Below are 20,652 nucleotides of genomic sequence, written 5' to 3'. Positions count from 1 at the left end.
GGGCGGCTGAGCTGGGTAAGGCGGCGGGGTGCACTTCTCAGGGTTACCACAGGTTGCGCAGCGTGGTCAGGGGGTTGGTGGGGGATCGATGGGGTCGGTGTCGGCCAGGCGGCGGAGGACGGTGCTCGTCAGCGGTCGTTTTCAGTCGTCCCGAGGAACCGGCGTATGTTTCGGTATTTATGCCTTATCTTCGCACCGGCGAGTTCGGGACGCGCCTCGGCTCCGATCACCTCGATCAGTTCCGCGCCTGCCCACCTGCTTCCGGTCAGCACGGCTCCGGTGAGGTCATTGCCCATTAGACTTGCTTCGCGCAAGTCGGCCATGGACAGGTTGGCGTTGCGCAGGTCTACGCCATCGAGGATCAGACCTCGCAAGTGGAAGCCGCTCAGGTTCAGGGGGGCCTGCCCGTCCAGCCTGATGAACATCTGGAGAGCATTCTGGCGCGTGGTTGTGGCTGCCTTTTTGGTGAACAGAAGGGTTGATGCCCACGCTAGCGAGCGTTCATGTCCGGCGAGATCGCAGAAGAAGTCCACCATCAGCGGCGACATGATCCGCGCCGAGATGTCCCCGATGTCACCGCCCTGCCGCAGCACTTCCGCCGCCTCGTTCGCGACCAGCCACTCCAGCACTGACTGGTGCACGAAACCGAACCCGTTGTCCCTCCGCACCAGCAGCGTGCCCGAACCAACCGCGTGCACGGCTTGCTCCAGCGAGTACTCCCGCTCGGACAACCTGCTCAACACCTTCACGGCGTCCCCCAGGTCCTTCTCCTGAATCGTCTCCGCCGTCGTGTCCCACAACTGCATCGCCAACTCGGTGCACACCCGCAACCGCTCGTCCCGGTCGAACGACGGCAACCCGCGCGAGTGCTCTTGGCGCTTGCTCTCGCCCAGCAGCCAGTGAGTCACCAATTCCCGGTAGAGCTCGGCCGCGCTGATCGCCCCCTCCCGGCACTGCACCTCCCGCAACCGGTCCTCGTCCAGGTCGGCGATGAACGACAGCATCCGGGGGTTGCCCGACAGCCCGAGAAGGTCATGCACCTCATGCAGCAGTTCAACCCGAGCCCGTGCGCGTGCTGCGTCCCCGCCGTAGTGCCTGTGCAGGAATTCCAGGATCTGCCCGCCAGTGAAGTCCTCCAGCTCCACCAACTTGCTCGCGCTCAACGACGCCACATCACGCCCCAACGCCGTCAACACCTGGCGGGTCGACTGGAAGTGCTGGGTGCGGCTGGTCAGCACCACCTTCGCCTCGCCGCTGATCACGTCCAGCAGCGTCGTCAGGTAGTCGGCCGCGTTGTCGTAGCCGACCCGCAGCTCCAGCTCGTCGAACCCGTCGAACAGCAGCACCACCCGGCCGCTGCTGATCATGTACCGCAGCTTGGTCACGTCGACCACGTCAACGCCCTGGTCGACCAGCACTTGAACCAGGAGTTGATCCAGCGACGGCGCTTTCTCCAGCCTCCGCATGTCCACCAGCAGCGGAGTCATCCCGGTCAGCTCACGGGCCACCTGCCTCAGCAGGAATGACTTGCCGCGTCCGAAGTCCCCCAGGACCATGAGGAACTGCGCGGTGCTGCTCCCCAACCAGTCGAGCACCTGCGCCAACGCGTCCACACCGGGCAAGTGCCGAAACCGCTGCTGCACGTACAGCTCCGCCGGGTAGATCGCGTCCGTCGCCAACCGCTCCCGCAGCGCTTCTTCGTACCGGCGCAGGTCGATCAGACCCCGGTAGTCGATCCAACTGCGCAGCCGGACACCGCGGCGCCGCGCCCGCTCGATCAACTCCTCCGGGGCTGGTGCACCGCTGTAAACCAGTTCCGACCTGGCAGAGGGGTCACCCGAGGCGAACCGGGTGTGGACCTCTGCGGCGAACCGGTCGACAACCGCCGCGGTGACCTCTCCATCAAGCGTGCCCACCGCCCACGAGTCCACCCCGCCACCGGGAAGCCGCTCGGTGATCCGCAAGTACCCCTCGGCCGGTGTCACGGTCGCCTCGGGTCGGGCGACCACCGTCGCCTCCACCACCCGCTCGAAGAACCCGCCCGGCTCCCTGGAGACCTCGTCCCGCTGGGCCACCCCGCGTCGAACGGCGACCACGGCGGCGTCCTGCAGATCCCGGAACCACGCGTCGCACGACCTGTCCGCTTCCAAGCCGTGCGCCACCCCGAGCACCAACCACCCCCGCGCCCGGCACTCCTCCACCCGCTGCGCCGGAGGCCGCGCCACCCCCACCCCACGCGTATCGAGGTGACTGACCCCCACCGTCGAGTTCACCCCGGCAACGGCCACCCCCAACTCCGGGTGCTCGTACAACGTCCAGGGCTCATCCCTGGTGAACTCGACCTCGAACCCCTCGTAGAACCGGTCGAACGCCTCCTTGTACGCCTGCCACTTAGGCCAATAAGGCGGCACCGGCTCGCGTTCCTCCGCCTCAGCCGCCAGGAAGTACGCCGCGCACGCCTTCAAGTTCACGTCCCGCGTCCCCGGCACCACCGCCACCCGGTCGCGCGCCAACCCCAACCGCTCGGCGATCCCCGCCAACACCCCAAAAGCCTCGGCGAACTCGCTCCGCAACCCGTGCTCCGTCAGATCCCCGGCAACCACCACCAGGTCCGCCCGCACGTCGTCCCCAAAACCAGGCAGGGGTAACCCGCTCCCGCACCGAAGCCCAGGCAGGTGCAGCACCACCGGATCGGTCGACCGCCAGTCCGCCGTCAGCTCCGCCAGCACCTCGACCGGCACCGCGTAGCTGTCCAAGGTCGACACCCCGGCCATCGCCACCACGCCCACCACGCGCCCCGACGTGTCGTCCCACACCGGACTCCCGCTGTACCCCCGCTGCACCTGCAACGCCGACCGCGAGTCCAGCTGGACCAACCCGCCGTCAACGTGCCCGCGCACCACCGCCTCCACCCACGCCCCCTGGGGCCGCGACGGCTTGCCGGGATACCCGAACACCCGCACCACCCGACCCGGCAACGGCGACCGCGAAGCCAGCACAGCGGGGTCAACACCACCCGGCACGGCGGAGAGCTCCAGCCGGGCCACGTCCTCCGAAGGCGAGGGCAGCCACCGCCGCACGACCCCATCGGTCGAACCCCGCCCTGGGAACTCCACCCGCACCACACCCGAGGGCTCCGAAAGCGCCCCCTCGTCACGCCCCAAAGCCAAATTCACCACATGCGCGCAAGTGACGAACCGACCACCCTCAAGCAACACCCCGACACCCACCGCGTTCCCCGCGCCATCAAGCACGCGGGCCACGGAGCTGGGTAAGGAACCGGCAGGCACCGCCCACACCTACCACACATACTCTTCCGTCATGGACGTCCTCGTTGTCGATCACCCCCTGGCCAGGGCCCGCCTGACCACCATGCGCGACGCCCGCACGGACAACGCCGCGTTCCGCGCCGCGCTGCACGAGCTCACCGTCATGCTCGTCTACGAAGCCACCCGCAACGCCCCCGTCGCCGAGGAGCGCGTGCACACCCCCGTCGCCCGCACCACCGGCTACCGCCTCGCCAACCCGCCGCTGCTCGTGCCGGTGCTCCGCGCCGGCCTGGGCATGGCCGACCAGGCGCACAAGCTCATCCCCGACGCGCAGATGGGCTTCGTCGGGCTCGCCCGCGACGAGGAGACGCTCCAGCCGACGCCCTACATGGTGTCGCTGCCGGAATCCCTCGCGGGACGCCCGGTGTTCGTGCTCGACCCGATGCTCGCCACCGGCGGATCGATGGTCTACACGATCAAGCTGCTCACCGAGCGCGGCGCGACCGACGTGACCGCCGTGTGCGCGCTCGCGGCTCCCGAGGGCATCGAGCACCTGCGCGAGTCGGGGCTGCCGATCCGGCTCGTGACCGCGAGCGTGGACGAGCGGCTCAACGACTCCGGGTTCATCGTGCCCGGCCTCGGCGACGCGGGCGACCGGCAGTACGGCGCCGTCTGATCGGCGCAGCGCGGAAGGGGCCGTCCGGGGTCGGGCGGCCCCTTCGCCGTTCCCCCGGCCCGTCCGCACCAGTGCGGATCGCGTCGACCCCTCGTCCCGGTAACGGCAGGCGCCCGGATTGCGCTGTTCAGCCGTAGAGGTGGTCTAGACCTCTGTTCTACGTTGTGGTTCGGACCGATTGCTCCGCGAACGGTGGCGAGCACCCGCCCACCTGCGCGGACGCCGGGGACGGGCCGCCTCGCGAGAGGTGGTCAAGGGGGTCGGGGAGGGTATGCGGCGGCCTCCTCCCCGGCCTCCGCCCGCCCCGACGGGCATCACCCGCGACGGTCGGCCCCCGGCGCCGAAAAACCAAGAGCCCTGCGCCGAACGCCGTTGCGCCGCAAAGCATTTCTCGTGGAAGAGCCGCGCACCCCGTTGTGCGGCAAGGACCTGCGGACGCGACTACCGCCGCCGCCACCCCTCGCACTGCGCGCGCACCGCCCGCTCGTACACCGCCCCCACCGCGAGCCCCGCGGGCAGCGCCGCGTTCAGCTCCAGCGAGATCAGCCCGTGCACCAACCCCCACAGCGCCAGCGCCAACTGCCCCGGCTCCTCGTCCACGAACACCCCGTCGCGCACCGCCCGCTCCACCGCGCCGAGCACCGGCTGGAACGTCCCCCGCGCCAGCTCCGCGACCCCCGCCGACGGCTGGAAGTCCAGCGTGGACCGGCTGCTGAACATCACCAGGTAGAAGTGCGGGTCCGCCAGCGCGTGCTCCCGGTAGGCCCGGCCGATCCGCGTGATGTCCTCCACCGGGTCGTCCGTCCCCGGCACGGAGGCAAGCCTCTGCTCGTAACGGCGGAACCCCTCTTCGTACAACGCGTCCAACAGCGCGGGCTTGCCCCCGAACAGCGAGTACACCGCTGTGGTCGAGGTGTTGACATCCGCCGCGAGCCTGCGCAAGCTCAGTGCGCCCGGCCCCTCGGTGGACAGGAGTTCACCCGCGCGGTCGAGCAGCCGAACGCGAAGGGCGTCGTCGTGGGTCTTCGGTCTTGGCACCGGGGAATCGTAACGCAACGGTGTTATAAAAAGCCTCTGGTCAGCGTGGTACCACATTGGTACCATCAAGAGAATGGCGATGACCTTGCGTCTGAGCGATGAGGAGAACCGGCGGCTCGACGAGCTCGCAGCCGCCGAGGGCCGTTCGAAGCAGGAAGTCGTGCGGCTCGCGCTGGCCGACCGCTGGGCCAGGCTCCAGAAGGAGGAGGAGCTGTCCGAGGTGCTCGGACGGGTGCTCCCCAAGTACCGGGGTCTGCTCGACAAGCTGGGATCGGCCTGATGGCGCACTGACCGCGCCTCCGTTGTGATCCACTGGTGTCGTGGTCAACTACCTCGACGCCGGCGATCTGCTCGTGCTGGCGACCGCCGTCACCGGCGGCGATCTCGTCGTGCGCGACTTAGGCCTGCTCGATTCCGCTGCTCACCGCCCCAGGGCGACCGTGCTCGGCGTCGAGGCCTACGACACGCTGTGGCTCAAGGCCTCCGCCCTGCTCGACTCCATCGTCCGGACCCGTCCCCTGTCCGAGGGCAACTGGCGCCTCGGCTGGGTGGCCGCCGTGACGCTGTGCGACATCAACGGCTGGTGGATCGAGGCCGAGGAGGACGACGCCCTCGAACTCGTCCGCTCACTCGGGCGCGAGCAGGTCGACGTCCCCGGCATGGCCGCCCACCTGGAGGCGTGGGGCGTGCCCAAGGACGGCTGACCGGCCGGAGGGCGCGGGCCCGAAGGCGCGCGCACGGCGAAACCCCAGGCGGGCGCGGAACCACCGCAGCGGGGGCGTTGACCGGGAACCGGGTCGGGTCCCTACCGTTCCGGGCGTGACGATCTCGATCGCCCAGGCCGCGGAGCGCAGCGGTCTGTCCATCGACACCCTGCGCTACTACGAGCGGATCGGGCTGCTCGACCCGCCCGCCCGCGATGCCGGGGGTCGGCGCGACTACAGCGAGGACGACCTCAGCTGGCTGGCCTTCCTGACCAGGATGCGCTCCACCGGGATGCCGATCAAGATGATGCGCGAGTACGCCCAGCTGCGGCACCGCGGCGACCCCGGCGCGGCCCGGCGGCGGCAGATCCTCGTGGAGCACCGGGCGGCGGTGCGCGAGCGCGTGGCCGAGCTGAACGCCTGCCTGGAGGTGCTCGACTACAAGATCGAGCACTACGGCAGCCTGGAGCGCACGTTCGTGGACGGCATCACCAGGGGCGCCACCGCCTGAGCGAGCCCCTGAGCAGCGAAAACGTCGGAACATGGCCGGGGGGCGTGGAGCGGGCGGGGGACGGGGAGCGGGCGGGACGCGCGCGCCGAGTTGCCGCGTGATCGCTGATGGATAACATCAGCCCCGCGCGATGCGCAGCCCTGGCTGCGGCTGCCGCGACCCCGCCCCTGTCTCGCCGGCAGGGGGTGAGCCGGGGACGCGAGCAGGTCCCCCAAGCGTCGCGCACGCACCGCGCTGCACCACGCTCGCACAGGTCGCCGCCCGCGCTCACCGGGAGGCCGAACCGTCGCGAGGTGGTCATGGCCGCGCACTGGGCCGCGCTGCTCGTCCTGCTCCCGCCCCTGATCGGCCTCGCGCGCCACTGGCTCGTGCTGCGCTTCTTCCGCCGCGTCTACGAGCACGGCGGCGCCAAGGACCTCAAGGCCGCCGCCGAGGCCGTCCGCCGTACCAGGCCGTGGACCGCCGACCTCCAGTCCAGGCGTCGCCCCGGCGCGGCGCCACCCCGTCCGGACCCGCCCCCGAGGGGGGACCGCCTGCCCGCCCGGCGGTCGGTGCGCAAGACTAGGGGCGTCCCCCCGCCAGGCGCGCTGGAGCGCCCGTCGAACCGGGGGGACGGCAACGGGGAGTGACCGGCGCGCAACCGGTGACCGCCCGGCGCGTCCTTGCAAGTGACAGGAGGGAGTCATGGACACTCGCAGCATCGCCACGATGGCGCGCAACCGCCGGATCATCTGGGGTGGCGGCGTCGGCCTCGCGGTCGGCCTGATCGGCTTCCCGCTGGTGCTCATGAGCGTGTGGCCCGGCGTCGACCACAGCCCGTGGAGCATCAACACGATGGTCCTCGCGGCCGGGGTCACCCTGTGCACGCTCAGCTACATCGGCATCCGCCTGGCGGTCTCGGCCTTCACCGACGACCGGATCTCGCCGCCGGACAACCGGCCCTACCTGGTGGCCGGTGGTGCGGCGGCGATCGCCGTGCTCTGCCTGGTCATCGCGGTCATGGGCTGACCCAGGCGTCCTCCGCCGGACCGCGCGGCCGACCTCAGTCGGCCAGCAGGTCCGACACGCGCCCGCGCAGGGCGCCCAACCGCTCACCCGCTCGGGCACGGGCCGGGGCCAGGTCGGCGGGGTCCGCCACGGGCTCCACGACCTCCAGGTAGGCCTTCAGCTTCGGCTCCGTGCCCGAGGGGCGCACCACGACCCGCACGCCGTCCTGCGTCAACCGCACGACGTCCGCGCCGGGCAGCAGGTCCTCGAACGCGAACCCCTCCGGCGGCGACTGCCGCAGCCGCGCCATGAGCGCGCCGATCCGGCTCAGGTCGGTGAAGCGCAGCGACACCTGGTCGGTCAGGTGCAGCCCGTGCTCCAGCGCCAGCTGGTCCAGCGCGTCCAGCAGCGTGCGCCCCGACGTCTTCAGCGTGGCCGCCAGGTCGCAGGCCACCACCGCCGCCGAGATGCCGTCCTTGTCGCTGACGTGCGCCGGGTCGACGCAGTGCCCCAGCGCCTCCTCGTACGCGTACACCAGCCGGTCGCCGGCCCGCACCAGCCACTTGAACCCGGTCAGCGTCTCCGCGTACCGGGCCCCGCGCGCCTCCGCGATGCTCCTGAGCAGCGAGGACGACACGATCGTCGTGGCCACCAGCGGGTCGGTCTCCTCGGTGGTGCTCAGCACCAGCGACCCGAGCAGCACGCCCGTCTCGTCGCCGCGCAGCATCCGCCACGACCCGTCCCGCTCCCTCACGCCCAGCGCGCACCGGTCCGCGTCCGGGTCCAGCGCGATCGCCAGGTCCGCGTCGACCTGCGCGGCCAGCTCCAGCAGCCGGTCCGCCGCGCCGGGCTCCTCCGGGTTCGGGAACGCCACGGTCGGGAAGTCCGGGTCGGGCACGGCCTGCGCGCGCACCACGTGCACATCGGTGAACCCGGCCCGGCTCAGCGCCTCCACGGCGGTCGCGCCACCCACCCCGTGCATCGGGGTCAGCGCCACCCGCAGCCCGCGCGCGGACCCGCGCGGCAGCGCCGACACCCGGCCCAGGTACTCGTCCAGCTCGTCCTCGGACACCTCGGTCCACGACTCGCTGGTCGGCACGGACACCGCCGCCGCCACCTCGGAGATCGCCACCTCGATCTGCCGGTCGGCGGGCGGCACGATCTGCGAGCCGCCCTCCAGGTACAGCTTGTAGCCGTTGTCGGCGGGCGGGTTGTGCGAGGCGGTGATCTGCACGCCCGCCACCGCGCCGTGCCGCCGCACCAGGAACGCCACCAGCGGCGTCGGCAGCGGCCGGGGCAGCAGCCGCACGGTGAACCCGGCGGCGGCCAGCACCCCGGCCGCCGCGCGCGCGAAGTCCTCCGAGCCGTGCCGGGCGTCCCGGCCGACGAACACCAGGCCGCGCACCCCGTTCGCCTGCTCGGCCAGCCACCGGGCCACCCCGGCGGTCGTGCGCACCACGACGGCCCGGTTCATCCCGCTGGGCCCGGCCCGCACCGGCCCGCGCAGCCCGGCGGTGCCGAACGTCAGCGGCCCGGACATCCGGTCGGCCAGCTCCTCCAGCGCCGCGGGGTCGCCGCCCATCGCCCCGGCCAGGACGCGCTGCAGCTCGGTGCGCGCCTCCATGTCCGGGTCGTCGGCGATCCAGCGGAACGCGGCGTCGCGCAGCGCGGGGGACAGCGTCATGCCCGCTCCACCAGCTCCCGCAGCAGCGCGCCCATGCGGCTCGCGGCGGCCTGGCCCGCCTCCAGGACCTCCTGGTGGTTCAGCGGCTCGCCGGTGATGCCCGCCGCCAGGTTCGTCACCAGGGACAGGCCGAACACCTCCACGCCCTCGGCGCGCGCCGCGATGGCCTCCAGCACCGTGGACATGCCGACCAGGTCGGCGCCCATGGCGCGCAGCATCCGGATCTCGGCGGGGGTCTCGAAGTGCGGGCCGGGCAGGCCGGCGTACACGCCCTCCTCCAGGGAGGGGTCGATGCCGCGCGCGATCTCGCGCAGGCGCGGCGAGTACAGGTCGGTCAGGTCCACGAACCGGGCGCCCACCAGCGGGGACGACGCGGTCAGGTTCAGGTGGTCGCTGATCAGCACCGGCTGGCCCACCGACATGCCCTGGCGCAGACCGCCCGCGGCGTTGGTCAGCACCACGGTCTTGACGCCCGCCGCGGCGGCGGTGCGCACGCCGTGCACGACCTTGGTGATGCCCTTGCCCTCGTAGCCGTGCGTGCGGCCCAGCACGACCAGCGCGTTCTTGTCGCCCACCCGCACCGAGCGGATGGTGCCGCCGTGCCCGACGGCGGTGGGGGCCTCGAAGCCGGGCAGCTCGCCCATGGGGATCTCGGCCTGCGCCTGGCCGATCAGGTCGGCGGCGGGCCGCCACCCGGAGCCGAGGACGACGGCGATGTCGTGCCGGTCGACCCCGGTCCTCTCGCTCAGCGCCCGCGCCGCGTCGGCGGCGAGCGCTTCCGGACTGGTGTTCTCACTCTTGGCGGTCACCGCGGGAGCCTAACTCCCGCCGGGGGCGGTCGCCGCAGCTCACCCGATCACGGTCAGCGTGGGCGCGATCGAGTCGAACAGCTGCTCCCGGCCCTGCTCCTCCTGCTCGGTCGGGAACACCACCTCCACCACCCACAGGTCGTTGCCCCTGGGCAGCACCCGCGCGTAGTGCGAGCGCCGGGTCTCCGCCGAGCCCGCCCCGGCGCGGGACTGCCCGTCGCGCGGGTGCTCGACGGTGTTGTAGCTGTACTGGACCGCGCCGTCCCGCCCGGCGTTCGGCAGCGGCTCGGCGGCCCGCTTCTCCTGACCGGGGAAGTAGTTGTCCTCGCCCCAGCGCCCGGCCACCAGGTCCAGGTAGTTGTCCACGCTCAGGCCGGGGAAGAAGTCCGGGAACCGCTCGACCGTCACCTGCCAGCTGCCCGACGGGTCCACCAGCAGCACGGCGGTGCTGTTGGCGACGCCGCCGTTGCCGCTCTGCGTGACGAACGAGGTCCAGTCCGAGCCGACGTCGATGGTGAACCCCGCGCCCCGGTCGCCCTCCTTGGTGGCGGCCCGCAGCTCCCGGCGCACCAGCGACACGGTCACCGTCGCGGGCGGGGACGGGGTGCGCTCCGCGCCCGACGTGGCGGGCGGGAGCAGCGGTCTGCCCGCGGCGGCCAGGGTCAGCACGAACCCGGAGCCCGCGCCGATGGCGAACAGCACCGTCGCGGCCAGCGCCAGCAGCACCGTGGCCAGCCCCGAGCGGCGGGCGGGGGGAGCGTCCGGGAAGTCGTAGTCCCCGTCGTAGTCCCCGTCGTAGTCGCCGTCGTAGTCCTCGTCGTAGTCGTCGTAGCCCGCGCCGTACTCGTGCGAGTGGTCGGCGACCTCGTGCGGCCCCGAACGGCCCGACGAGCCGCCGGACAGCAGGAACGGCAGCGGGCCGGGGTCGGCGGCCAGCGGGGCGTCCGGCGCGGGCTCGGCGGAGCGCAGCCGCACCGGCGCGGGCCGCACCACCTCCACCACCGGTCTGGGCTCCGCGCCCTCCTCGAACGGGAAGCCGTCGGCGTCCGGCAGCAGCGGGCGCACCAGCCTGCGCACCTCGGACAGCGGCAGCCGCTCCGCCGGGTCCTTGCGCATCAGCCCGCCGACCACCTCGGCCAGCTCGCCGCACACGTCCGTGGACGGCACGTCGCCGTGCACCACCTGGTTGATGGTCTGCAGCGGGTTGTCGCCCTCGTAGGGCAGCTGGCCGGTCATCGCCGCGAACAGCGTCGCGCCCAGGCTCCACTGGTCGACCGCCTGCGTGACGACCCCGTCGGTGGCGATCTCCGGCGCGATGAACGCGGGCGTGCCCAGCGCGATGCCGCGCGAGGTCATGGTCGCCTCGGCCATGTTGCGGGCGATGCCGAAGTCGGTCAGCTTCACCCGGCCGTCCGCGGCGACCAGCACGTTGCCCGGCTTGACGTCCCGGTGCGTGATGCCCGCCCGGTGCGCGGCGTCCAGCCCGGACGCGACCGCGTACGCCACCACCGCGCCCTGCTCGGCGGTCAGCGGCCCGCAGCGGCGCACCACCTCCGCCAGCGACTCGGACGGCACCAGCTCCATCACCACGTACGGGTCGCCGTCGACCTGCACCACGTCGTAGATCGTCACCAGGTTCGGGTGGGCCAGCTGCGCTGCGGCGCGGGCCTCGCGCAGCGTGCGCTCCCGCAGCACCGCCGCCTCGCCGCCCGCCATCCCGGACGGCTGGAAGACTTCCTTCACGGCGACCGCGCGCCGCAGCACCTCGTCGTGCGCGGCCCAGACGGTCCCCATCGACCCGCTGCCCAGCACGTGGTGCAGGCGGTAACGGCCCGCGATGAGGCGCTCACTGTCCACCCGGCCATTGTCCACGAGCCGGGGGTCGCGCCAGACGGAAGAGGCATCGGGTGCGCGCCGGACGGAAGAGCCGAACCGGCTGAGCGGCGGCAGAAGGCCCCGGTGCAGCGGTTGGTGGACTCGCACCGCTGCGCGGTGCGCGGTTCGGACGCCCGCAGCAGCCAAGGAACCCCTAGCGGCGAGCCTTCCGACACCGCCCCCGGCCTGCGAAACCCCGCAACCCGACAGCGGACGCCGGTCACTCTCGGCGGTCGGCCCCGCCCTCCCACGCGGGTGAGCGCCCGTGCGCCCGGACCCGAGCCGTCCGCGCTAGGGGACCGGGAGTCCCCCTAGTCCCGCGCTGGTTGATCGTCCCCGTTCCGGTCGACCACCGACCCCGCCGGGCGCCGTCCGTCGAAAGAGCGCCTAGCCCGCGCGCACGCCCGTCCGCGACACTGCGGGGCATGATGGAGCAGCCGGGCGAGCTGGCGCTGGCCGCCGAGTTCCCCGAACCCGACCGCGAGCGGTGGCTGGGCCTGGTCGAGGGCGTGCTCGGCAAGACCGGCGCCGAGTACGACTCGCTCGTCACCACGACCTACGACGGCATCGCCGTGCAGCCGCTGCACACCGCCGACGAGCCCCTGCCCGCCACCGGCCTGCCCGGCACGTTCCCGTTCACCAGGGGCGGCAGGCCGCAGGGCACCGCGCTGGGCTGGGAGATCCGCCAGCAGCACCGGGAGGCCGACCGCGAGGCGGTCATGGCCGACCTGGAGAACGGCGTCGGCGCGCTGTGGCTCAGGGGCATCGCCGCCGCCGACCTGGAACCGCTGCTCGCCGAGGTCTACCTGGACCTCGCCCCGGTGGTGCTCGACGCGGGGGCCGACTTCGCCGCGTCCGGCCGGGAGCTGCTGCGGATCTGGGGCGAGCGGTCCGCGCCGGGCAGCGAGCTGGCGGGCAACCTCGGCGCCGACCCGCTCGGCGTCCTCGCCGCCACCGGGCAGGAGCCCGACACCGCCGCCCTGCTCGACCTGCTGCCGCGCCTGGACCCGTTCCCGGCCGCCAGGCTGATCGCCGTCGACGCCCTCCCGCACCACGGCGCGGGCGGCTCCGACGCGCAGGAGCTCGGCGCCTCGCTCGCCGCGGGCGTGGCCTACCTGCGGCTGCTCACCGACGCCGGGCTCACCGTCGCGCGCGCCGCTCGGCTGCTGGAGTTCCGCTACGCGGCCACCGCCGACCAGTTCCTCACCACCGCCAAGCTCCGCGCCGCCCGCAGGCTGTGGGCCCGCGTCACCGAGGTGTGCGGCGAGCCGTCCCCGCAGGTCCAGCACGCCGTGACGTCCCCGGCGATGATGACCCGCCGCGACCCGTGGGTGAACATGCTGCGCACCACGATCGCCTGCGCGGGCGCCGGGATGGGCGGGGCCGACGCGATCACCGTGCTGCCGTTCGACCACGCCATCGGCCTGCCCGACGACTTCTCCCGCCGCATCGCCCGCAACACCCAGTCGGTGCTGCTGGAGGAGTCGCGGCTGTCGGCGGTGATCGACCCGGCGGGCGGCTCCTGGTACGTGGAGCGGCTCACCGAGGACCTCGCGCGGGCCGCGTGGCGCTGGTTCCAGGAGATCGAGGCCGGGGGCGGGCTCGCCGCCGCGCTGCGCTCCGGCCTGGTCGCCGACCGGCTCGCCGAGACCTGGGAGCGCCGCCGCGCCAACCTCGCCGACCGCACCGACGCCATCACCGGCGTCAGCGAGTTCCCGAACCTGGGCGAGAAGCCCGTCGTGCGCCGCCCAGCCCCGCCGGAACCCGGCGGCGGGCTGCCCGTGATCCGGTACGCCCAGGACTTCGAGGCGCTGCGCGACCGCGCCGACGCCGCCCCCGAGCGGCCGAAGGTCTTCCTGGCCACGCTCGGACCGGTCGCCGCGCACACCGCCCGCGCGACCTTCGCCGCCAACCTGCTCCAGGCGGGCGGCGTCGAGACCCCGCAGGCCGGTCCCACGAGGACCGCCGACGACGTCGTCGCGGCGTTCCGCGCCAGCGGCGCCCGCGTCGCCTGCCTGTGCGGCAGCGAGAGCTCCTACGCGGAGCTGGCCGCCCCCGTCGCCGACGCCCTGCGCGCGGCGGGCGCCGAGCGCGTCCTGCTCGCGGGCAAGCGCTCCGACGCGACCGTCGACGACCACCTGTTCCTGGGCTGCCCCGCGCTCGACGTGCTCGGGCGCACCTTCGAGTCCCTCGGAGTCCCACGATGATCCCCGACTTCAGCCGGGTCGACCTCGGCGAGCCGACCGGCGCGGACGACCGGGCGGGGTGGCAGGCCGCGCTGCAGGACGCCACCGGCAAGGGCGCCGACGCGCTCGCCTGGGAGACCCCGGAGGGCATCGGCGTCAAACCGGTCTACACCGCCGAGGACCTGGCGGGCCTGGACTTCCTGCGCACCTACCCCGGCGTCCCGCCGTACCTGCGCGGCCCGTACCCGACCATGTACGTCAACCAGCCGTGGACCATCCGGCAGTACGCCGGGTTCTCCACCGCCGAGGAGTCCAACGCCTTCTACCGCCGCAACCTCGCGGCCGGGCAGAAGGGCCTGTCGGTCGCGTTCGACCTGGCCACCCACCGGGGCTACGACTCCGACCACCCGCGCGTGGCGGGCGACGTGGGCATGGCGGGCGTGGCCATCGACTCCATCTACGACATGCGCCAGCTCTTCGAGGGCATCCCGCTGGACCGGATGAGCGTGTCGATGACCATGAACGGCGCGGTGCTGCCCGTGCTGGCGCTGTACGTCGTGGCCGCCGAGGAGCAGGGGGTGGAGCCCGCGAAGCTGGCCGGGACCATCCAGAACGACATCCTCAAGGAGTTCATGGTCCGCAACACCTACATCTACCCGCCGAGACCGTCGATGCGGATCATCTCCGACATCTTCGCCTTCACCTCGCGGTCCATGCCGAAGTTCAACTCCATCTCGATCTCCGGCTACCACATGCAGGAGGCCGGGGCGACCGCCGACCTGGAGCTGGCCTACACGCTCGCGGACGGCGTCGAGTACCTGCGCGCCGGTCGCGGCGCCGGTCTGGACGTGGACGCGTTCGCGCCCCGGCTGTCGTTCTTCTGGGCCGTGGGCATGAACTTCTACATGGAGGTCGCCAAGCTCCGCGCCGCCCGGCTGCTGTGGGCCAAGCTGGTCAAGGGCTTCGAGCCGAAGTCGCCGAAGTCGCTGTCGCTGCGCACGCACTGCCAGACCTCCGGCTGGTCGCTGACCGCGCAGGACGTGTTCAACAACGTCGCCCGCACCTGCGTGGAGGCGATGGCCGCCACCCAGGGCCACACCCAGTCGCTGCACACCAACGCCCTGGACGAGGCGCTGGCGCTGCCCACCGACTTCTCCGCCCGGATCGCCCGCAACACCCAGCTGCTGATCCAGCAGGAGTCCGGCACCACGCGGGTGATCGACCCGTGGGGCGGCAGCGCGTTCGTCGAGCGGCTCACCCACGACCTCGCGCACCGGGCGTGGGCGCACATCACCGAGGTGGAGGCGGCGGGCGGCATGGCCGCCGCGATCGACGCGGGCATCCCCAAGCTGCGCATCGAGGAGGCCGCCGCCCGCACCCAGGCGCGCATCGACTCCGGCAGGCAGCCGGTGATCGGCGTGAACAAGTACCTGGTGGACGCGGACGAGCAGATCGAGGTGCTCAAGGTCGACAACGCGGGCGTGCGGGCCAGCCAGCTCGCGAAGCTGGAGCGGCTGCGCGCCGAGCGCGACCAGTCCGAGGTGGACGCCTCGCTGGACGCGCTCACCCGCGCGGCGGGCGCGGACACCGGCGGCACGGCGGGGAACCTGCTGGAGCTGGCCATCTCCGCAGCCCGCGCCAAGGCCACGGTCGGGGAGATCTCGGAGGCCCTCGGTAAGGTCTGGGGACGCCACTCCGCCCAGATCAGGACCATCACCGGCGTGTACCGCGAGGAGGTCGGGGCCGTGTCCAACGTGGAGGGCACCCGCGCCCAGGTCGCCGCGTTCGCCGAGGAGGAGGGCCGCCGCCCGCGCGTCCTGGTCGCCAAGATGGGGCAGGACGGGCACGACCGGGGCCAGAAGGTGATCGCGACCGCGTTCGCCGACCTCGGCTTCGACGTCGACGTCGGCCCGCTGTTCCAGACCCCGGACGAGGTGGCGCGCCAGGCCGTGGAGGCCGACGTGCACGTGGTCGGCGTGTCCTCGCTGGCCGCCGGGCACCTGACCCTGGTGCCCGCGCTGCGCGAGGCGTTGGCCGAGCTCGACCGGGACGACATCATGATCGTGGTCGGCGGCGTGATCCCGCCGCAGGACTTCGAGGCGCTGCGGGAGGCGGGCGCGTCGGCGATCTTCCCGCCCGGCACGGTCATCGCCGAGGCCGCCGCCGACCTGCTGCGCGAGCTGTCGGCCAGGCTCGGGCATGGCTAGGCGGCTCACCGCGGCCGAGTACGCCGAGGGGGTGCTGGGCGGCAGCAGGGCCGTGCTCGCCCGCGCCATCACCCTGGTCGAGTCCACCCGGCCGGACCACCGCGAGCTGGCGCAGGAGCTGCTGGTCGAGCTGCTGCCCCGCTCCGGCGGCGCGCACCGGGTCGGCATCACCGGGGTGCCGGGCGTGGGCAAGTCCACGTTCATCGACGCCTTCGGCACCATGCTCACCGAGCGCGGCCACCGGGTCGCGGTGCTGGCCGTCGACCCGTCGTCCACCCGCACCGGCGGCAGCATCCTCGGCGACAAGACCCGCATGGCCCGGCTCTCCCTGGACCAGCGCGCGTTCATCCGGCCGTCGCCGACCTCCGGCACGCTCGGCGGCGTCGCCAAGGCCACCCGCGAGTCGATCGTGCTGGTGGAGGCGGCCGGGTACGACGTGGTGCTGGTGGAGACCGTGGGCGTCGGGCAGTCCGAGACGGCGGTGGCGAACATGACGGACTGCTCGCTGCTGCTCACCCTGGCCCGCACCGGCGACCAGCTCCAGGGCATCAAGAAGGGCGTGCTGGAGCTGGCCGACGTGGTCGCGGTCAACAAGGCGGACGGCGAGCACGCGCTGGAGGCCCGCAAGGCGGCCCGCGAGCTGGCGGGCGCGCTGCGGCTGCTGCGCGCGCACGACGCGCCGTGGCACCAGCCGGTGCTCACCTGCAGCGGGCTCGACGGGACCGGGCTGGACGAGGTGTGGCGGCAGGTCGAGAAGCACCGGGCCACCCTGGAGGAGGCCGGGCTGCTGGTCCGGCGGCGCAGCGACCAGCAGGTCGGGTGGGCGTGGGCGATGGTGGAGGACCGGGTGCTCGGCGGGCTGCGGGCCGATCCCGGCGTGCGCGCGGAGGCCCCAGGGCTGGAGCTGGCGGTGCGGGAGGGGCGGCTCACCGCCACCCTCGCGGCGGAACGCATCCTGGAACTATTCACTCGCCGTTGAGAATCACTGGTTCAGGCGACCACTGACAGTGGTAACCAGACGGTGCGATGACTAGTCTGAGTAACCATGTGGCGTTCTGTGCTCGCGGTGTGGCTCTTCGCGGTCGTCTGCGCTGTCGGCACGCCCGCCACAGCGGCGGCGACGCCGGAGTCGCAGGTCAGCGCGCTCTCCGCCCCGGTGGTGGACGCGCGCCTCCAGCAGCCGGGGGACACCCCCGCGCCCGGTGGGACCGAGACCGGGACCCCCGCGCCGACCGGCGCCGAGACCGGCCGGCCCTCGGGCGACCAGTCACCCGGAGTCAGCAGCGAGACCAAGCGGAAGCTGTGGCTCGGCGCGATCGCGCTGCTCCTGTTCGGCGGCGTCTTCTGGCGCAACAAGCGCAAGTGGGACCGGCGCAAGTCGTAGTCGCGGCCACCTCCGGCGCGCGGCCCCGAGGCGGGCCGCGCCCGTCCGACCCGCCGTCGAACCGGTCACCGAACGACGGCGTGTCGGTCACCCCGCCGGGGGGCCCTGGTTTGCCTGAGGCCTCACTCCGGCGGCCCGGCGCAGGTCACGGGCCTCCCAGCCAGTGGGAGGCCGATCTCTCATCTGCTGGGAGCAGTCGGGCGGTATATGGTCCCCTGACAGGTGCACCGGCGCGCTTGATCGGTCTGACCGAACTTCGTCGCACCGTTTGGCGCACCCCCGTGACCGGCCGCCGGTTGATCAAGGTGGGGAGCGTCACGCCCGCCGGGGCTGGTGCAGGATGGACGCAAATGGGTACCGACTTCAAGAAGCGCACGCGCTCGGCGGTCGAGCGCCACTCCGACGCGCTGGTCGCCCTGTCCCACAGCATCCACGCCGAGCCCGAGCTGGCGTTCCGGGAGCACCGCAGCGCCGCCAAGGTCGCCGACCTCCTGGAGGGCTCCGGCTTCGAGGTGGAGCGCGGCACGGCGGACCTGGAGACGGCCTTCACCGCCACGTACGGCAGCGGTGACCTGGTCGTGGCGCTGTGCGCCGAGTACGACGCCCTCCCCGAGGTGGGCCACGCCTGCGGCCACAACGTGATCGCCGCCGCGTCCACCGGCGCGGGCCTCGCGCTGCGCGACCTCGCCGACGAGCTGGGGCTGACCGTCAAGGTGATCGGCACCCCGGCCGAGGAGGTCGGCGGCGGCAAGGTCCTGATGCTGGAGCGCGGCGCGTTCGACGGCGTCGGCCTGGCGATGATGGTCCACCCCGCCCCCTACGAGGCGGTGGCGGCCCGCTCGCTCGCGCTCACGGACCTGGAGGTCCGCTACACCGGCCGCCCCTCGCACGCCGCCGCCGCGCCCCACCGGGGGATCAACGCCGGCGACGCGCTCACCGTCGCGCAGGTCGCCATCGGACTGGCCAGGCAGCACTTCGAGCCCGGCCAGATGATCAGCGGCGTCGTGACCAGGGGCGGGGCCGCCCCCAACATCATCCCCGCGCACACCTCAGCCGTGTACGACCTGCGAGCCGACGACCTCGACTCGCTCACCGGCCTGGAGGAGCGCATCAGGAACTGCTTCCGCGCGGGAGCGGTGGCGACCGGCTGCGACCACGAGGTCGTGCAGGTCTCGCCCCCCTACGCGGAGCTGACCCCTGACCAGTGGCTCGCGGACGCCTACCGGCGCGCTGCAACGGAACTGGGCAGGAACCCGATGAGTCCCGAAGAGGAACAGCGGGAGAAGATCGGCAGCACGGACATGGGCAACATCACCCGCGCGCTGCCGTCGATCCACCCGACCATCGCAATCGACTGCGGAGACGCGGTGAACCACCAAATCGAGTTCGCTACTGCCTGCGCGTCGGCTTCCGCCGACCGCGCCCTGCTCGACGGGGCGCTCGCCCTCGCCTGGACCACGATCGCCGCGGCGTCCGACGCCGACCAGCGGGCCAGGTTGATCGCCGGGGCGGTGGGGGCGTCGTGACGATCCTCGACTCGCGTCCCGAACTGCCGAGTGAGAAGGGTTCCGAAGTGCTGCTGACCGAGCGTGGGGTCAGCATTGCCCCTGTGGACGACCTGGGTGAGGGCCGAGGCCCCTCGTGGCTGGACGACTGGCTGTCGGCGAACGGGTCCGAGGTCATCGCCTGGCGGCGGCACATCCACGCCCACCCGGAGCTGTCCCGCAAGGAGTACCGCACCACCGAGCTGATCGGCGACGTGCTGCGCTCGGCCGGGCTCAAGCCCAGGGTGCTGCCCGGCGGCACCGGCCTGGTGTGCGACGTGGGCAGCGGCCCCCGGTGCGTGGCGCTGCGCGCCGACATCGACGCCCTGCCGCTGCGCGAGAACACCGGCGCGCCGTACGCGTCCAAGGTCGACGGGGTCTCCCACGCGTGCGGCCACGACGCGCACACGACGGTGCTGCTGGGCGCGGCGCTGGCGCTGGCGTCGGCCACCGAGCTGCCCGGCCGGGTGCGGCTGGTGTTCCAGCCCGCCGAGGAGATCATGCCCGGCGGCGCGCTCGACGTGCTCGCGGCAGGCGGCCTCGACGGGGTCGAGCGGATCTTCGGCCTGCACTGCGACCCCCGGCTCCAGGCCGGGCGCATCGGCACCAGGGTCGGCGCGATCACGTCCGCGTCGGACCTGCTGGAGCTGCGCCTGACCTCCCCCGGCGGCCACACCTCCCGCCCGCACCTGACCGCCGACCTGGTGCACGCGCTCGGCACGGTGATCACCGGGCTGCCGACGCTGCTGTCGCGCCGGGTCGACCCGAGGTCCGGCACGGTGCTCGTGTGGGGCGCGGTGCACGCCGGCGAGGCGGCCAACGCGGTGCCGCAGGACGGCGTGCTGCGCGGGACCCTGCGCACCGGCGACCGGGACATCTGGGCCGAGCTGGAGCCGCTGGTCAAGGAGCTGGTGTCGTCCCTGCTGGCCCCGCTGGGCGTCGGCTTCGACCTGCACCACCGCAGGGGCGTGCCGCCCGTGGTGAACGACCGCGAGTCGACCATGCTGCTGCGCGCGGGCATCGAGGCCGCGCTGGGCGAGGACGCGCTGGCGGGCACCCAGCAGTCGTCGGGCGGCGAGGACTTCGGCTGGTACCTGGAGCACGTGCCGGGCTCGTTCGCGCGCCTGGGCGTGTGGGACGGCGAGGAGCCCCCGCGCGACCTGCACCAGCCGACGTTCAACCTGGACGAGCGGGCGCTGATGGTCGGCGTGCGCGTCATGGTGCACACGGCGCTGGCCGCGCTGGCGTAGCCGGTCCCGCACCCGCCCCGCCACCGCGTTCGGTGGCGGGGCGGAGTGCTGTGCGGGGTGTGGTGTGCTGTTCGCGGACTGCTGCCAGGGGTGCGCGTCAGGCGTCGGGCGCGCCGCCGGGCGCGGTGAGGCCGACGAGCTCGGGGCGCTTCTCGGGCCTGCCCCAGGCCAGGACCACGCGCAGCCAGCCGGACAGGGTGGCGCGGTCGACGCCCGTGCCCGCCAGGGGGACCACCGCCGTGGCGGGGATGTGCAGCGCCTCCGCGCCCTCGGGCCTGAACTCCAGGGTGAGCGCGTCCTCGGTGAGCGCCACCCGGCTCAGGCAGCCGTAGGCGGTGAAGCCGCCCTTGGCCGAGACGCAGTACGTGTCCAGGCCGAGGGAGATCTCGTGCTCGTCCTCCAGGTCCTCGTCCGTGCCCCGCTGGAGCAGCAGCACCCGCTGGACGCCCTCGTCGTCCTGCCAGCCGGCGCCCAGCATCAGGCCGCCCTCGTCCTCGTCGAACCCGAGCTCCGTCGTGGTCATGCCGT

General features: G+C 73.0%; 18 protein-coding genes. 12 read left to right on the top strand and 6 right to left on the bottom strand.

Annotated features, from left to right (window positions below; all coding sequences use genetic code 11):
- Positions 1–128: 128 nt before the first annotated feature.
- Positions 129–3,290, bottom strand: a complete 3,162-nt coding sequence (locus AMIR_RS42990; RefSeq protein WP_187313461.1) for a trypsin-like peptidase domain-containing protein — start codon at positions 3,288–3,290, stop codon at positions 129–131.
- A 31-nt stretch (positions 3,291–3,321) separates the two neighbouring features.
- Between AMIR_RS42990 and upp the strand changes: the two genes are divergently transcribed.
- Complete coding sequence (upp, locus tag AMIR_RS31870) at positions 3,322–3,945, top strand: uracil phosphoribosyltransferase (protein ID WP_015805113.1); 624 nt, start codon at positions 3,322–3,324, stop codon at positions 3,943–3,945.
- A 441-nt stretch (positions 3,946–4,386) separates the two neighbouring features.
- Here upp and AMIR_RS31865 read toward each other — a convergent pair whose 3' ends face one another.
- Positions 4,387–4,983, bottom strand: a complete 597-nt coding sequence (locus tag AMIR_RS31865; RefSeq protein ID WP_041837167.1) for a TetR/AcrR family transcriptional regulator — start codon at positions 4,981–4,983, stop codon at positions 4,387–4,389.
- A 73-nt stretch (positions 4,984–5,056) separates the two neighbouring features.
- Between AMIR_RS31865 and AMIR_RS31860 the strand changes: the two genes are divergently transcribed.
- The 5 genes from AMIR_RS31860 (at position 5,057) to AMIR_RS31840 (ending at position 7,206) form a co-directional block, all read left to right on the top strand.
- Positions 5,057–5,263 carry a ribbon-helix-helix protein, CopG family gene (locus AMIR_RS31860; RefSeq protein WP_041837166.1) on the top strand — a complete coding sequence of 69 codons (207 nt, stop codon included), beginning with the start codon at positions 5,057–5,059 and terminating at the stop codon, positions 5,261–5,263.
- A 40-nt stretch (positions 5,264–5,303) separates the two neighbouring features.
- A complete protein-coding gene (locus tag AMIR_RS31855) occupies positions 5,304–5,687 on the top strand; it encodes a type II toxin-antitoxin system death-on-curing family toxin (RefSeq protein ID WP_015805110.1) in 384 nt (127 codons plus the stop codon).
- A 115-nt stretch (positions 5,688–5,802) separates the two neighbouring features.
- Positions 5,803–6,198 carry a MerR family transcriptional regulator gene (locus tag AMIR_RS31850; protein ID WP_015805109.1) on the top strand — a complete coding sequence of 132 codons (396 nt, stop codon included), beginning with the start codon at positions 5,803–5,805 and terminating at the stop codon, positions 6,196–6,198.
- A 299-nt stretch (positions 6,199–6,497) separates the two neighbouring features.
- The gene (locus AMIR_RS31845) at positions 6,498–6,827 is read left to right on the top strand and encodes a hypothetical protein (protein WP_015805108.1); all 330 of its coding nucleotides are present in this window, start codon (positions 6,498–6,500) and stop codon (positions 6,825–6,827) included.
- Between the two features lie 55 nt (positions 6,828–6,882).
- A complete protein-coding gene (locus AMIR_RS31840; protein WP_015805107.1) occupies positions 6,883–7,206 on the top strand; it encodes a hypothetical protein in 324 nt (107 codons plus the stop codon).
- A 34-nt stretch (positions 7,207–7,240) separates the two neighbouring features.
- On the opposite strand, the gene AMIR_RS31835 is transcribed toward AMIR_RS31840, so the two are convergent.
- The 3 genes from AMIR_RS31835 to AMIR_RS31825 are packed head-to-tail and all read right to left on the bottom strand — an operon-like array spanning position 7,241 to position 11,535.
- Positions 7,241–8,869, bottom strand: coding sequence for a phospho-sugar mutase (locus tag AMIR_RS31835; RefSeq protein WP_015805106.1), 1,629 nt, complete (start codon positions 8,867–8,869; stop codon positions 7,241–7,243).
- Positions 8,866–9,678 carry a purine-nucleoside phosphorylase gene (locus tag AMIR_RS31830; RefSeq protein WP_015805105.1) on the bottom strand — a complete coding sequence of 271 codons (813 nt, stop codon included), beginning with the start codon at positions 9,676–9,678 and terminating at the stop codon, positions 8,866–8,868. Before AMIR_RS31830 ends, AMIR_RS31835 begins: the two co-directional genes overlap by 4 nt.
- Positions 9,679–9,717: 39 nt before the next feature.
- Entirely contained in the window at positions 9,718–11,535 is a 1,818-nt protein-coding gene (locus tag AMIR_RS31825) for a serine/threonine-protein kinase (protein ID WP_015805104.1), read from the bottom strand.
- A gap of 443 nt (positions 11,536–11,978) precedes the next feature.
- Between AMIR_RS31825 and AMIR_RS31820 the strand changes: the two genes are divergently transcribed.
- The 6 genes from AMIR_RS31820 (at position 11,979) to AMIR_RS31795 (ending at position 20,124) form a co-directional block, all read left to right on the top strand.
- Complete coding sequence (locus AMIR_RS31820; protein WP_015805103.1) at positions 11,979–13,760, top strand: methylmalonyl-CoA mutase family protein; 1,782 nt, start codon at positions 11,979–11,981, stop codon at positions 13,758–13,760.
- On the top strand, positions 13,757–15,946 hold the full coding sequence (scpA, locus tag AMIR_RS31815; protein ID WP_015805102.1) for a methylmalonyl-CoA mutase: 2,190 nt from the start codon (positions 13,757–13,759) through the stop codon (positions 15,944–15,946). Before AMIR_RS31820 ends, scpA begins: the two co-directional genes overlap by 4 nt.
- The gene (gene meaB / locus AMIR_RS31810; RefSeq protein WP_015805101.1) at positions 15,939–16,925 is read left to right on the top strand and encodes a methylmalonyl Co-A mutase-associated GTPase MeaB; all 987 of its coding nucleotides are present in this window, start codon (positions 15,939–15,941) and stop codon (positions 16,923–16,925) included. Before scpA ends, meaB begins: the two co-directional genes overlap by 8 nt.
- 66 nt (positions 16,926–16,991) lie before the next feature.
- Positions 16,992–17,330 carry a hypothetical protein gene (locus AMIR_RS31805; RefSeq protein ID WP_015805100.1) on the top strand — a complete coding sequence of 113 codons (339 nt, stop codon included), beginning with the start codon at positions 16,992–16,994 and terminating at the stop codon, positions 17,328–17,330.
- Positions 17,331–17,680: 350 nt separating this feature from the next.
- On the top strand, positions 17,681–18,856 hold the full coding sequence (locus AMIR_RS31800; protein WP_015805099.1) for a M20 family metallopeptidase: 1,176 nt from the start codon (positions 17,681–17,683) through the stop codon (positions 18,854–18,856).
- A complete protein-coding gene (locus AMIR_RS31795; protein ID WP_015805098.1) occupies positions 18,853–20,124 on the top strand; it encodes an amidohydrolase in 1,272 nt (423 codons plus the stop codon). The genes AMIR_RS31800 and AMIR_RS31795 overlap by 4 nt, the downstream gene beginning before the upstream one ends.
- 97 nt (positions 20,125–20,221) lie before the next feature.
- On the opposite strand, the gene AMIR_RS31790 is transcribed toward AMIR_RS31795, so the two are convergent.
- Positions 20,222–20,647: an Imm10 family immunity protein gene (locus tag AMIR_RS31790; protein ID WP_015805097.1), complete on the bottom strand. Its 426-nt coding sequence runs from the start codon at positions 20,645–20,647 to the stop codon at positions 20,222–20,224.
- Positions 20,648–20,652: the final 5 nt, after the last annotated feature.

Origin of the sequence: Actinosynnema mirum DSM 43827 (genome assembly GCF_000023245.1) — a bacterium.
Taxonomy (GTDB): Bacteria; Actinomycetota; Actinomycetes; order Mycobacteriales; family Pseudonocardiaceae; genus Actinosynnema; species Actinosynnema mirum.
This window is presented reverse-complemented; position numbering and strand designations above follow the sequence as displayed.